The following is a 13061-nucleotide window of genomic DNA, read 5'->3' as shown; positions in this document are numbered from 1 at the left end:
ATCTTAAAACTATAAATTATGCTTCTTTTTATGACTAGTATCACAAAAATCAACTAATTCCATACCGATATCTTTAATATTACCAACACCAACAAGTATATAAGAATCTGCTGGATTTGAATCAAATGTTTTTTCAAGTATTTGTATAGGTGTCATCTCTTCACAAATTATAACTTTAGTCATCGGCTTATTTAGTGATTTCGCATATTTTTTATAGAATGAAGTAAAAACTTCTGTACCAGTACCTATCAAAACAATTAAATCTTGTTTTTGCCAACCTAAAGCTGCTTCTGCCATTTGCTTTGAACGATCTTCTCTATCATCTCTACAGTTGACGACTAATACTTTCTTATCACAGCCTGAATACTTATCACAAAGCTTATCCCAAAGCATTTTTGTTGATACAGGATCATTAGCAGCAAAGGCATTAGCAAAATTTACTTCAGCACCTTTAACATTAAAATTATACTCCGTCATCGCGCCTGGATCTGGAGTTGCTTCCCACATCCCCTTAAGAGCGATTTCTCTAGGTATGCCTAAATCATCTGTTACTTTTAATGCTAGAGCAACATTTATCTTAAATTCTGAGTAAACAAATTTATTTATTTCTTCATCAGATATTTTCTCAGCATCTTGTAATGTGGCTGCTATTAGCTGTGAACCTCGGTCTTTACAAGCATATTCAAAAAAATCTAAGTGGATATCTTCTGCAGTAAAATATTTAGCTCCAACAGGAACAGTAGCAGCTAATGCCTTTGCAACATCTCTTTCTGTAGGGCCCATAACATCTAAGTGATCAGGACGAGCATTTGTCAAAACTCCATGTGTCGCTTTAATAAGCTTTAATTCACACAGCGATTGCAAGAGTGGCTGCAATGCCATACATTCAATAACTATAGCATCAGCTTTTGCTCTTCTTGCTTTAAACATAATTTTAACTTGCTCAGCAATATTACTAAAACCTATCCTAAACACAGGAGTTTCTGAGCCATCAACATCTATATATCTTGCTAAAGTTCCTGTAGTTTTAGCTACAGTTCTATATCCTCCAGCTCTAACACCAGCTGCAATAAGTCTAGCAACACTTGACTTACCGCGAGTACCATTGACATGAATCCTAATCGGGATACTTTTAATACTATTATTATGCACTATATTTTCTAGTATCAGATATACGCATAAAATAACAAATACGACGACAATTAACCAAAAATCCAATGTAGTCACCTTTTATGTAATAAATTACAATTTAGATTATATCATTGAGTATATAATATACAAAGGCATTAAAATTTAATTTAATCCAATCAAATATCAGTAAATCTTGTCTCAGGCATATAATAAAGTACAGGTATCATAATAATAGATGCTACTATCAAAAGCCATGCTGGTGTTAGCATACTACCTGATGTAACCACTAATGAAGTAGCTATAAATGGTATAGTTCCACCAAAAAATGAGTTTCCTATATTATAACTTAGTCCATTACCACTATAACGATATTTAGTATCAAATAGCTCAGGAGCTGCTGCTCCGTAAGCTCCCCATATGGCCATTAATGGAACACTTAAGATAATCATAGCCAAAACTAAGTAAAAGACTCCCATATCCATTAAGATAAAGCTAGGATATGCAAATATCAAATATATCCAAATCGAGAACTTTATCAAAGGCTTCCTGCCTAAATAGTCACTCAATAAACCCCATAGTGGCGCTGAAAAAGAAAAAATTAAACTAAATATTGTAACAACTGCCAAAGAGAAAAACTCTGAGTAATGTAATTCAACAAAATGATTACTCAAGTAAGAAAGTACCAAATAATACATGATATTAGCATAAGCTGATAAAGCAATGGCTAGAAGTAATGGCTTAGTCTGTTTTTTAAACATCTCTCTTACTGGTTTAACAGAAATATCACCTTGTGCCTCCAACTCCTCGAAAGAATAACTTTCTGGTATAATTAAGCGCATCACTAAAGCCATTAACGCTAATACTAAACCAATAATATAACCAATTCGCCAACCCCATAAATCAAGAATCTCTCGGCTAAATAAGCCAAACAACAGCATTGCAACTAGTGAAGCTAAGAAAACACCTGTTCCAGATGACATAGTAGCAAAGCTAGCAATAAAGCCACGACGATTTGGCTTAGTTGATTCAATCATAAAAACCATCACTCCACCATAGGAGCCACCAATAGAGAATCCCTGTAGTAATCTCATTATAACTAATATAATTGGTGCCAAAACTCCAATATTACTGTAAGTTGGTAATATAGCTATCACCAGCATTGGTAGTATCATCATAATAATAGATATCACTAAAGCTTTTTTACGACCAAAGCGATCTCCAAAGCTACCCATCACTACACTACCTATAGGGCCCATGAAAAATCCTGCAGCAAAAACTCCAAAAGTCATAAGAATTGCAGTATATTTGCTAAAATCAGGGAAAAATATACTTGCTATTACAGGGGTTAAATATGCAAAAAGCATAAAATCATACCACTCAACAATAGTACTTGCTGAGGCGAAAAAAACATGTCTCTTAGAAAAGCGTTTCATTTAATTAAAAAATTGATTATTCTAAAGACTATACTTTATATATAAACAAACAACTTTGCAAATGATTGCTTATTAATTAAATCAGATAATCAATTTCACTTATTAGGCAAAAGCCAAACTAATTAAAAATTGATTTATATAGAACCAAAGATTAAAATTTATATGTGGTGCGGACGGGGAGACTCGAACTCCCACGGTTGCCCGCTGGAACCTAAATCCAGTGCGTCTACCAATTTCGCCACGTCCGCAATAACTGGGGTGATTGATGGGACTTGAACCCACGACAACCGGAATCACAATCCGGGGCTCTACCAACTGAGCTACAACCACCATTACAAATTGCATATCACATTGTAATGGCACGTCTGGCAGGATTCGAACCTGCTACCCTCGGCTTAGAAGGCCGATGCTCTATCCAGATGAGCTACAGACGCATCAAAAATGGTCGGAGCAGAGGGATTTGAACCCCCGACCCTCTGGTCCCAAACCAGATGCGCTACCAAACTGCGCTATGCTCCGACAATCTCAAATTTTAATGGTGGCCAGAGGCAGAATCGAACTGCCGACACAAGGATTTTCAGTCCTCTGCTCTACCGACTGAGCTATCTGGCCAATGATAGGTATTATACATATACAGACATATTCAAGTCAATACTTTTATTAAGTATTTTATAACATTTTTTCTTGGTAAAAAGTTTTTATCTGCTCACCATCAGCATAAGCATATAATGTTTGAGCTATAGAAGTTGATCCTGAACATATATTTCCATGCTTATCGATAGCTATAAGCCCAACGTAATCACCTAAACTATCACTTTCTGCTATAGATTTATCTACAGCTATTTGTAAGGACATTCCATCTTTGACTCGAGTTGCAATCTTTGCCGCGACTGCTTGATTAACTATATGCTCACCTATTCCTGTACACGATATTCCCATAGACTCATTAGCAAAATTACCTGCGACTGTCGGACTATCTCCTACTCTTCCAGGATACTCAAATCCAGCTCCACCTGTTGAGGTTACTGCACAAATTTTTCCTTTTGAATCTAAAGCTACTACACCTATTGTTCCTGTATAGCCTTTTTTAAGCTGTAGATATTCTTGATATCTTTTTTCTGTCATTGGATTATAATTCGGTAAACCCATCACATCATGAGCGAATGTTGTAGCTTGATTGCCTGCAAGGATACTATGATGTTGTTGCATTAATCTATTTGCAACTTCTATTGGATTTTTGATATTTTGAATATTGATAACACCAGCAAACTTTTGTTTTTGACTATCGATGATAGATGCAGACATTCGGATTTGTCCATCTTGCTGCACGCGCGAGCCAGTACCAGCATTAAATATCTCATCATCTTCTAGAAGTTTAGCAGCAAAAATTGCTGCTTCATTAGCATCATCGACTTCCTTTAAATAGCTATATGCTTTTTCAACAATTGGTAAAAGATGCTTATGGTAATCTCCAAAAGAAGTATTTTTATCTTCTCTAGCACCACAACCACCATGAATTATAATTTTTTGCATGATATCTCCTATTTATAAACTTAGTTACATCAAATAGATTATAGCTAAATTACTATTAAACTCATATGATTAGTAATTGGGTTAAATTAAAAATATAAACAAATATTTAGGTGCGTTTCTTGAAAAATAGCGAAATAAATATAGGAAAACTTATAGATTTTGAAATATTTACAAAAACAATTAAAATATTGGAATAGAATATTAGAACTCGACTAGACAAGTATTTAGATCAAATTTTTGACCCTCTAGTAACATATGCATACGAATATCAACCAAACTAATTGGAGCATTATTACGTGCGTTATGTAGTGATGAGTGCTTAAGATGAGAGAAATCTATAATTGTTACCATACCTGAACCAACGACCTCTATAACATTTTCAGAGTTTAATAAAGCTGAAGTGTCTTCATCTATGCCTACACCAACCATATATGGATTATATGAAAGTGCTGCTAAAAGCCTACCTAGCCTATCTCTTTGAGAGAAATGCTGATCTACTAAAAGTTTATTTGTCAAACCTAAACCAGGAGCTAGATTAACCATGTTACATCTAGGCATAAGTCCTGCTTGACCACCCGCGATCATAAACCCAGATATAAATGCCGCGCCTGCTGATGTACCTGCAACATTTACACCTTTTGCATTTAATCTACGAATAAGTTGTGCTACTGGTGTGCCGCCAAGAGTAGTTGAAAGTAGGAGTTGGTTACCACCAGTCATAAAGATACCTGTACACTCAGAAAGTATATCTTGATATTCTTTATTAGTAGTAGCATCAAGACGTGTTTCTATTTTTAGGTTATTTACTTCTTTAACCCCCATTTTTGTAAAGATATCAACATAAATATCTCCAGTATCTGGAAGTTTTGATGCTGTTGGAATAACAGCAATTTTAGCTTCACTACCACCTGATAGATGGACAAATTTCTCTAGAACCGTAGGGCTTGCGAACTTATCTTCGCCACCACCAATCGGCATTATATACCCACGATGGTCTTTCTTGACTGGCTTAGAAGGCATCTTAAAAATCTCCTTTGTAATATTAAATCGAATATACTAATAGCATTTTGCTAAAATAATACTAATTAATTGAAAACATTTCTATAAAAAGGTTTATTTTTAGCATATAAATTGATAGGTACATAATATTATTTACGCTCTTGATAATTGATGATATGCTATCCCATAAATATTTATCAATTAACTTAAACTAACTTAGAAATGAAAAATCTCAAAGCTCTAACAATTGGTGGTGCGACTCTTGATACAATTATCGAATATGAAGAAATGTTTACCATGAATATGCAAAAGAAAGACACCACACAATCTTTTATGCTGCTTGAAGAAGGAGCTAAGATTGAAGTAACAGATCAAAAATCTTTTTCTGGTGGTGGTGCGACTAACGCTGCCGCTTCATTTAAAAAACAAGGTATAGATGTCAGCTTTTTTGGCAAAATTGGTAAGGACATTGCTGGTGAACAAATTACTCAAGAGCTAGAAAATCATGGTATAGATATTTCTAATATTCGCTACTCTGATAAATATGGCACTGCTACTTCATATGTAGTACCTACTCTAAGTGGTGATAGAACGATTTTTGCTTATCGTGGTGCTAACAAAGATATCCTAAAAGATGATTTACCATCACAAGCAATTATAGCGAGTGATTTTATATATATCACATCATTGAGTAAATCATCCGCCGCAAGATTGCCCGAAATAGTTAAACTAGCTGCAGATAATAATACTAAAGTTGCTATTAATCCTGGTTCTAGTCAGCTAAGTGTTGGTGAAAGTTTTATTAAAGACTCTATGTTTGGAATTGATATCCTTGTGCTAAACTTCCAAGAAGCACAAAAATTGATGTTATCGCTATTATCTTCTGATGATAAAGATATTGTCGAATCTAAAGATAGACTAGGAACTCCTCTTTATGAGGAAAAAAGTGACTTTTTAAACTCTACTTTTAGACTCAAAGATTTCTTTAGAATTTGCCTAGATCTAGGAGTAAGGATAATAGTAGTTACAGATGGCGCTAATGGAGTATATGCTGCTACTAAGGAGAGAATATATCATAGTGAGTCACTACGTATCAAAAATGTCATAAATACACTTGGTGCTGGCGATGCATTTAGCTCAACTTTCTGTGCAAATATTTATAAAGGATGTAGTATCGAAAATTCTATAAAATTTGCTTTGATCAATGCAAGTCATGTAATTCAACATTCTGATGCAAAATCAGGCTTACAAACATCAGAAAACCTTGAGAAAATAAAATCAAAAATGAATTGTGGTTTAGATAAAAAAATAACTGTGATTTCTTGGTGATTTAATAGCAAGAAACCTAGAAAAATAATATGCTACTGTAACGTGAGCTTGAATCCACAATCATAATGAGAAAGATAATCTTCTAAATCATACCCTAACTAAAAGATATTCACCCACATGGGTATGTCTTTATATTTCTTTGTCATTCTATACTTGATCTGGAATCTTTTGACCAACAATTTAGGAGATACTGAATCCAAGCTCAGGATGACAGAATGTACTACTTTATCTCTATTAGGCTATAATATGTAGAATTAATAAAATCTATTTTAAATATCATTGAGGAGTAAATTTATTTATGCTAAAAATCTTCAAACAGCCAAAGGCTTTTTATACTATTTTTATGCTAGAAATATGGGAGCGCTTTGGTTATCAAGCTTTAGTCGCTATTTTAGTTGTTTACTTACAGCGTGGCAGTATTCACCTAAATGAAAGTCATGCTATTGCAACCTATGCAGCTTTTGCTGCCTTAGTATATGCTTTTATTGTCCTAGGTGGCTATATTGGTGATGCAATCTTAGGAGCAAAAAGAACTATTGTTTTAGGACTTATTGTTTTATTAACTGGTTATGCCTTACTAACAATGGCAGACAAAGAATCAACATTATGGGGACTTTCTTTTATATGTGTTGGCACAGGATTATTTAAATCAAATCCGACAAGTCTATTATCTAAGTGTTACGACAATAGTGACTCTGGGCAAATTAGCAATGCCTTTACTCTTTTTTATATGGCGATTAACCTTGGTTCATTACTTGGTAGTCTAGCAATTCCAACAATTGCAAAAACTTATGGCTATTCAACAAGTTTTGCTGTTATCTCTATGGCTTTAATCTTTGCTATAGTAACTTTTGTAGGTTTTGGATTTACCATGAAACATATCTCTACACATGCTGGTGCAAAAAAGCTTAATTTATATTATCTATTTTGGGTAATTATCGGCGTAGCAGTGATGATATATATAGTTAAAGCACTATTAGCTTATTTATTTGTAGCTAAACTAATAGTTATTCTTAGCTTTATAGCATGTGTATTTATCTATGTATATCTAGCTTTCAAGCATAAAAAAGATGGCTACTTCTACAAGATGATGCTAGCACTAATTTTAATGTGTGAAGCTATAGTATACAAAATCTCATATATACAAATGGCATCATCAATAAACTTATTTACTATCAAAAATACCGATCACTCAATCTTAGGATTTATAATAGCTCCCGAGACATTCCAAGCATTAAATCCTTTCTGGATATTCATACTAAGCCCAGTTTTAGCGATGTATTATGTCCACTCTAATAACACAAAATTCAGCTTAAATGTATATAGTAAATTCTCTACTGGATTACTTGTAATAGGCTTATCTTTCATATTACTATATATTTCTAAATTTACAGCTAATAATGGTGTAATCTCATCATACTGGCTATGTGGTAGCTATGCACTACAAGCATTGGGCGAACTACTAATATCAGCGATTGGATTATCAATGTTTAGTAGACTTGCGCCAGCTAAAGTTAATGGTTTTATGATAGGAGTATGGTGGGTGTTCTTAGCATTTGCATCAATACTGGGCGGCTTGGTTGCGCAAATAACTGCTATTAGTAAAGAGCAAGTCTCTTCAGAAACTTTATCACTATCACTAAATACCTATACAAATCTTTTCTTAATAATTGGAATTGCTATTATAATTGTATCATTTATATCTTTTGGCCTATCACCATTTAAGAAAAAACTTATTAGTCGATAAAACAACTCTTATTAATTCAATTACTAAAATCTATTATATAGTTTTTGAATTTTTTTAATATCATGAGTTTTTATTAAACATAACTGCAAAAATATTCTCGCCTTTTCTGGAGAAAGTGTTGCTGATGATACAAGATCAAATTTGTCATCTAAATTATTATAATTATGGGTAACTTCACCAGAACCTACATAACTAGAGCGAACCACTACAATACCTTTAGCTCGTGCTTTTCTAAGAAAATCTCCTTGATTAGATGGAATATTGCCATCACCAAGACCTGCAAGAACTATACCTTTCAAGCCTTTGATAGCTAAGACACTATCTAAAAACTCTGGTGAAATGTCGGCTGATTCATAAATCACCTCAACTTTAGGTAAGGCAGTTATCTTTTGTAAATCACTAACACTCAATATATTACCAACAAACTTAGGGCTTTGATAATAATCAACATCATTAATTATTACTGTACCTAACTTACCATAATTTGGAGCTTTAAACGCATCAACATTTGTTGTATTAGTCTTAGCAACATCATTTGCACTTAGAATTTCTTCATTCATCACAACTAAGACGCCCTTACCAATTGATTGTTTGTTTACTGCAGTAACTAAGGCATCATATAAATTCATAAGTGCGTCACTACTTAATGATGTAAAAGCTCTCATAGCTCCTACTAAAATAACAGGTTTTTTGATATCTAAAACTTGATTAAGGAAAAATGCTGTTTGTACCATACTATCAGTACCGTGAGTAATAATCACAGCATCAACATTTGGATCATCTATTAGTTTTTGTACATATTCAGCAAGCTTAACTCGCATTACCATTGTCATATCTACACTATCAATATTATAAAATTGTTCAGATTTTATATTCGCTAATTTACCAAAAGCTGGTTCTTTTTCTAAAATATCATTAATTGATAAACTTCCGGCCTTATAGACAGCAGAAGTTGATGATTTTGCAACTCCTGCAATAGTTCCACCAGTTGCGATAATATAGACATTTGGTAAAGCTGATAGAGCGACTAAATATGATGATAAAAATATGACTATAACAATTATAGTTTTTTTAAATATCGATTGCATAATGTTTACTATTAACTAAAATCAGACTTTGATTGAAGCATAATTCTACATCAAGATTAGAAAAAAACTACTAAAATATAATAAAAGATTAAGAGGCATAATTTATAGATTTATTGCTACACTATAGCAATCCTAGTTTCTCAAATCCAATATTATTCAGAGCCCCATATAAGATAACTGCCACAGAATTTGATAAATTTAAACTACGACTATTTTTATGCATAGGTATTTTAAGCTGTGTTTGCTTTAGTAACTCTAACACATCTACAGGTAGCCCTCGGGTTTCAGGACCAAAAAGTAAAATATCATCACAACTAAAGTCTACTTGATGATAATATTGCTTTGCTTTGGTTGTACATGCCCAAATTTTTTTATCTTCATTTTTTTGATAAAACTCAGCAAAATTTTTGTAAATTTTAAGGTCAGCAAACTCATGGTAGTCTAGTCCTGCTCTTCTTAATTGCTTATCTTCTAACTCAAAGCCTAAAGGTTCTATAAGATGTAACTTTGCTCCTACATTTGCACATAGACGAATAATATTCCCAGTGTTAGGGGGTATTTCTGGTTCGTATAAAGCTATATTTATCATCTTACTTAATCCAATTTGCTACATCTAAAGCAGTATATGTAAGTATTACTTTAGCTCCTGCTCTTTTCATTGATATAAGTGTTTCAATAGTGATTGCTTTTTCATCTACCAAGCCAGCATTTGCAGCTGCTTTGATCATCGCATACTCACCACTGACATGATAAGCTGCTATTGGTAAATCTACAATATGACTTAACTCATTAATAATATCCAAATAACTCAAAGCTGGCTTAACCATAATAAAATCTGCACCCTGCTCAATATCTGCAAGCGCTTCGCGGATTGCTTCTTTTTTATTACGATAATCCATCTGATAAGTTTTACGATCACCCTTAAGTGATGAGCTACAAGCACTTCTAAACGGACCATAATATGCCGAAGCATACTTCACAGAATATGACATAATACTTACAGTCTCAAAGCTTGCTTGATCTAGTGCTTGGCGCATCGCAAGTATCATCCCGTCCATCATCCCACTTGGGGCTACAATATCTGCTCCAGCTTTAGCATGAGAAACAGCAGTTTTTTGTAATATTTCTAACGTTTGATCATTATCAACATAATCATGCTCATCTAAAATCCCACAATGTCCATGAGGAGTAAAACTACACATACACACATCTGTAGCTACCACAAGCTCTGGAGCAAGTTGTTTAATCTTTCTAATTGCTTGTTGTGTTATACCATTAGGATCATAATTCTCTGATGAAACAAGATCTTTAGTTTTTGGCACACCAAATATCATTAGACTTTTTATTCCAGCCTTGACAACTTGCTCAACTAACTCATCAAGCATATCAACTGACCAGTGATATTGATTTGGCATACTTGAAATTTCTTTTTTAATACCTTGACCATGTACGACAAATATTGGATACATTAAATCATTAATATTTAAACTTATCTCGGCAACCATATCGCGAAAAGCTTGTGTAACCCTAAGTCTACGTGGGCGTGATATTGGAAAACTCATATTTCACCTATATCTTTTCTTTATTTGGATTTCTTCTGTATAACACTATAATATTACCAATAATTTGCACAAGTTCTGACCTTGTAGCTTGAGTAATTTCACTGGCAATTTGTTGTTTTTCTTCTTTAGGCAGACGCCCTGCTTTTACTTTTATTAATTGGTGTGACGCTAAGACTAAATCAATCTCTAAGATTACATTTTCTGTTAGTCCTTTCTCACCCATCAGTACAACTGGCTTTAAGCTATGTGCTTGAGCTTTTAATTTTTGTTGTTGTTTTACATCCATTTTATCTTTACCTATTTTATAATTTCTAATATTAAGTTTTCTAAAACTAATTCTTTATCTACATTTTTAAATTTTACAAAGTAACTTTGTGCTTCTAGAGCCTTAGAATACAATTTGTATATATAATCAGCGTCAAACTTAGCCGTAAGATATTTTATCACTGCTAATTTATCATAGTTCGCGATATCTTGGTTTTGCTCATCAAGTTTATAGTAATAAGCATCTATAATTATACTAGTTAGCCAATAAAGAGTATCTTTAAAATGTGGATTAGCTTCTTTGAGAAACACATTTAAATTAACTTGATTAGCTAGCACTTTCATTAAATTATTTCGCAGTTGCCAAAAATGTTGTTCAAGTTTAATCTTGGCGATTACATTTATATCATTACGCGTCATTTGTAGCGACTTCTCAATAGCATCTTTTGACATATCAAACGTATAGCTTAGATAATTATACTTATCCCTCTGAGTAAATTTGATATCATAAACTAAAGATCTACTTTTGACGGTTGCCAAAACATCACTATAATTTCTTGTAAACATCAAAAAAAAAGTATTCTTTGTTGGTTCTTCTAATGTCTTCAATAACGCATTAGCAGCTGACTCATTTAATAAATCAAGCTCTTCGATTATGATAATTTTTGCCAAATTATTATGTGCGGTTAGTTCACAATTTTTGATTATTTTTTTTATTTCTGCGACTTTAATTTCATCATTTTCAATCGCTGCTATATTGATATATGGTGAGTCATTATAACTAAGTATTTTCTCTCCTAACAATAATTGACACAAAGAATTAATAAAACTGTCAAGCAACACGGCATCTTCTACCCTAAATATAAAAGCATGATGCAGTGTCTGCTTAGCTTTTTGCTCGAGAAAATTATCAATAAGTTGCTGATGTGCGGCTAGAAATAACACTTTTATCCTATATTATTTTACGTGCATACAAGAGGTTTGTCATTGTTCTTTTAAGCATACTAAGTTTAGACCTTAAGAATCCTTTTTCTTTTTTTATAACATAACTTACTTCATATACATCGTGGTGTTTGTTTAGTAAATCTATTAGATAATCATCATAAGTCTGAATTTTATCAACCAAACCTAGCTCAAGTGCATCTTTACCAAACCAATATTCACCAGTAGCTACCTTATTAATATCTAGACTTGGTCTATAGACTAAAATATGTTTTTTAAATAGCTGATGGATACTCTCTAAATCTTGCTTAAACTTATTACGACCTTCTTCAGTATTAATACCAACTGTCGTTAATGTTCGCTTGTACTCACCAGAGGTATGCATTTCAACATTGATACCATTTTTTTCGAGTAGTTCTCTAATATTAGGAATAGTACCAACAACACCTATAGAACCAACTATAGCGAATGGCGCAGCTATTATTTTATGAGCAACAGCTGACATCATATAACCACCACTTGCGGCAACTTGGTCAATACAAACAGTCAGATTTATTCCAGCCTGACGAATACGCTCTAGTTGAGCTGCTGCGAAACCATAGCCATTAACAACACCACCTGGACTATCTATCCTAACAATAATTTCATCTTCTGTATTAGCTACTGCCAGAATAGCTGAAACTTCATTACGTAGATTTTCAACTTGAGAGGCATGGATATCACCCTTAAAATTGATAACAAAAACCTTTTGTTTTGGCTTATCTTGCTTATCTAACTTTTTTTGCTCTTTTAAAAACTTTTTATATTCTTTTTTCTCAAGTAGACTTTCTAAAAGCTGTTGTTTTGTATGCTTATATTCAGTTGCTACTTCATTTATTTCAAGCCTACCTTTTGCTAGGTTTGCAGCTTCTTGTTTTGCTCTGCTTAGTAATGAGAAAAAACTCCCAATCACAATGACAATAGCAGCAACAACTAATACAGTACTCAGAGTAAAAAATACAAAACCTATAAAACCTTGATACCACATATTTTA

General features: G+C 33.2%; 12 protein-coding genes and 5 tRNA genes. 2 read left to right on the top strand and 15 right to left on the bottom strand.

Annotated elements, in window-relative coordinates; genetic code table 11:
• Window positions 1–9: 9 nt before the first annotated feature.
• The 9 genes from pgsB to FSC454_RS04065 all read right to left on the bottom strand — a co-directional run bounded on the left by pgsB (window position 10) and on the right by FSC454_RS04065 (window position 5117).
• Window positions 10–1227 carry a poly-gamma-glutamate synthase PgsB gene (gene pgsB, locus FSC454_RS04105; protein ID WP_156470837.1) on the bottom strand — a complete coding sequence of 406 codons (1218 nt, stop codon included), beginning with the start codon at window positions 1225–1227 and terminating at the stop codon, window positions 10–12.
• A gap of 80 nt (window positions 1228–1307) precedes the next feature.
• A complete protein-coding gene (locus tag FSC454_RS04100) occupies window positions 1308–2564 on the bottom strand; it encodes an MFS transporter (RefSeq protein ID WP_014548538.1) in 1257 nt (418 codons plus the stop codon).
• 165 nt (window positions 2565–2729) lie between these two features.
• Window positions 2730–2812, bottom strand: a tRNA-Leu gene (locus tag FSC454_RS04095).
• A 6-nt stretch (window positions 2813–2818) separates the two neighbouring features.
• Window positions 2819–2894: transfer RNA gene (locus FSC454_RS04090), tRNA-His, on the bottom strand.
• A gap of 27 nt (window positions 2895–2921) precedes the next feature.
• A tRNA-Arg gene (locus FSC454_RS04085) sits at window positions 2922–2998 on the bottom strand.
• An 8-nt stretch (window positions 2999–3006) separates the two neighbouring features.
• A tRNA-Pro gene (locus tag FSC454_RS04080) sits at window positions 3007–3083 on the bottom strand.
• A 17-nt stretch (window positions 3084–3100) separates the two neighbouring features.
• Window positions 3101–3176 (bottom strand) — tRNA-Phe (locus FSC454_RS04075).
• Between the two features lie 57 nt (window positions 3177–3233).
• Complete coding sequence (locus tag FSC454_RS04070; protein ID WP_014548539.1) at window positions 3234–4097, bottom strand: isoaspartyl peptidase/L-asparaginase; 864 nt, start codon at window positions 4095–4097, stop codon at window positions 3234–3236.
• A gap of 201 nt (window positions 4098–4298) precedes the next feature.
• The gene (locus tag FSC454_RS04065) at window positions 4299–5117 is read right to left on the bottom strand and encodes a cyanophycinase (RefSeq protein WP_014548540.1); all 819 of its coding nucleotides are present in this window, start codon (window positions 5115–5117) and stop codon (window positions 4299–4301) included.
• 201 nt (window positions 5118–5318) lie between these two features.
• Between FSC454_RS04065 and FSC454_RS04060 the strand changes: the two genes are divergently transcribed.
• The gene (locus tag FSC454_RS04060) at window positions 5319–6425 is read left to right on the top strand and encodes a carbohydrate kinase family protein (protein WP_066044744.1); all 1107 of its coding nucleotides are present in this window, start codon (window positions 5319–5321) and stop codon (window positions 6423–6425) included.
• Window positions 6426–6723: 298 nt separating this feature from the next.
• Window positions 6724–8172 carry an oligopeptide:H+ symporter gene (locus tag FSC454_RS04055; RefSeq protein WP_014548542.1) on the top strand — a complete coding sequence of 483 codons (1449 nt, stop codon included), beginning with the start codon at window positions 6724–6726 and terminating at the stop codon, window positions 8170–8172.
• Between the two features lie 23 nt (window positions 8173–8195).
• On the opposite strand, the gene FSC454_RS04050 is transcribed toward FSC454_RS04055, so the two are convergent.
• The 6 genes from FSC454_RS04050 to sohB form a co-directional block, all read right to left on the bottom strand.
• Window positions 8196–9260 (bottom strand): asparaginase, encoded by a 1065-nt coding sequence (locus FSC454_RS04050; protein WP_066044742.1) that lies wholly within the window; start codon window positions 9258–9260, stop codon window positions 8196–8198.
• Window positions 9261–9381: 121 nt separating this feature from the next.
• The gene (trmL, locus tag FSC454_RS04045; RefSeq protein WP_066044740.1) at window positions 9382–9849 is read right to left on the bottom strand and encodes a tRNA (uridine(34)/cytosine(34)/5-carboxymethylaminomethyluridine(34)-2'-O)-methyltransferase TrmL; all 468 of its coding nucleotides are present in this window, start codon (window positions 9847–9849) and stop codon (window positions 9382–9384) included.
• A gap of 1 nt (window position 9850) precedes the next feature.
• Window positions 9851–10822 carry a porphobilinogen synthase gene (gene hemB, locus FSC454_RS04040; protein ID WP_066044739.1) on the bottom strand — a complete coding sequence of 324 codons (972 nt, stop codon included), beginning with the start codon at window positions 10820–10822 and terminating at the stop codon, window positions 9851–9853.
• Window positions 10823–10829: 7 nt separating this feature from the next.
• Window positions 10830–11108, bottom strand: a complete 279-nt coding sequence (gene yhbY / locus FSC454_RS04035; RefSeq protein WP_066044738.1) for a ribosome assembly RNA-binding protein YhbY — start codon at window positions 11106–11108, stop codon at window positions 10830–10832.
• Window positions 11109–11119: 11 nt separating this feature from the next.
• Complete coding sequence (locus FSC454_RS04030; protein WP_066044737.1) at window positions 11120–12031, bottom strand: DNA polymerase III subunit delta' C-terminal domain-containing protein; 912 nt, start codon at window positions 12029–12031, stop codon at window positions 11120–11122.
• Between the two features lie 7 nt (window positions 12032–12038).
• Window positions 12039–13055 carry a protease SohB gene (sohB, locus tag FSC454_RS04025; RefSeq protein ID WP_066044735.1) on the bottom strand — a complete coding sequence of 339 codons (1017 nt, stop codon included), beginning with the start codon at window positions 13053–13055 and terminating at the stop codon, window positions 12039–12041.
• Window positions 13056–13061: the final 6 nt, after the last annotated feature.

The sequence above is a fragment of the Francisella hispaniensis FSC454 genome (genome assembly GCF_001885235.1).
GTDB lineage: Bacteria > Pseudomonadota > Gammaproteobacteria > Francisellales > Francisellaceae > Francisella > Francisella hispaniensis.
This window is presented reverse-complemented; position numbering and strand designations above follow the sequence as displayed.

Excerpts from the sequence above, each read along its gene's own strand:
- yhbY (WP_066044738.1), bottom strand. The coding sequence starts at position 11,108 with ATGGATGTAAAACAACAACAAAAATTAAAAGCTCAAGCACATAGCTTA.
- FSC454_RS04060 (WP_066044744.1), top strand. The coding sequence starts at position 5,319 with ATGAAAAATCTCAAAGCTCTAACAATTGGTGGTGCGACTCTTGATACA.
- FSC454_RS04100 (WP_014548538.1), bottom strand. The coding sequence starts at position 2,564 with ATGAAACGCTTTTCTAAGAGACATGTTTTTTTCGCCTCAGCAAGTACT.
- trmL (WP_066044740.1), bottom strand. The coding sequence starts at position 9,849 with ATGATAAATATAGCTTTATACGAACCAGAAATACCCCCTAACACTGGG.
- FSC454_RS04070 (WP_014548539.1), bottom strand. The coding sequence starts at position 4,097 with ATGCAAAAAATTATAATTCATGGTGGTTGTGGTGCTAGAGAAGATAAA.
- sohB (WP_066044735.1), bottom strand. The coding sequence starts at position 13,055 with ATGTGGTATCAAGGTTTTATAGGTTTTGTATTTTTTACTCTGAGTACT.
- FSC454_RS04050 (WP_066044742.1), bottom strand. The coding sequence starts at position 9,260 with ATGCAATCGATATTTAAAAAAACTATAATTGTTATAGTCATATTTTTA.
- FSC454_RS04055 (WP_014548542.1), top strand. The coding sequence starts at position 6,724 with ATGCTAAAAATCTTCAAACAGCCAAAGGCTTTTTATACTATTTTTATG.
- hemB (WP_066044739.1), bottom strand. The coding sequence starts at position 10,822 with ATGAGTTTTCCAATATCACGCCCACGTAGACTTAGGGTTACACAAGCT.
- FSC454_RS04065 (WP_014548540.1), bottom strand. The coding sequence starts at position 5,117 with ATGCCTTCTAAGCCAGTCAAGAAAGACCATCGTGGGTATATAATGCCG.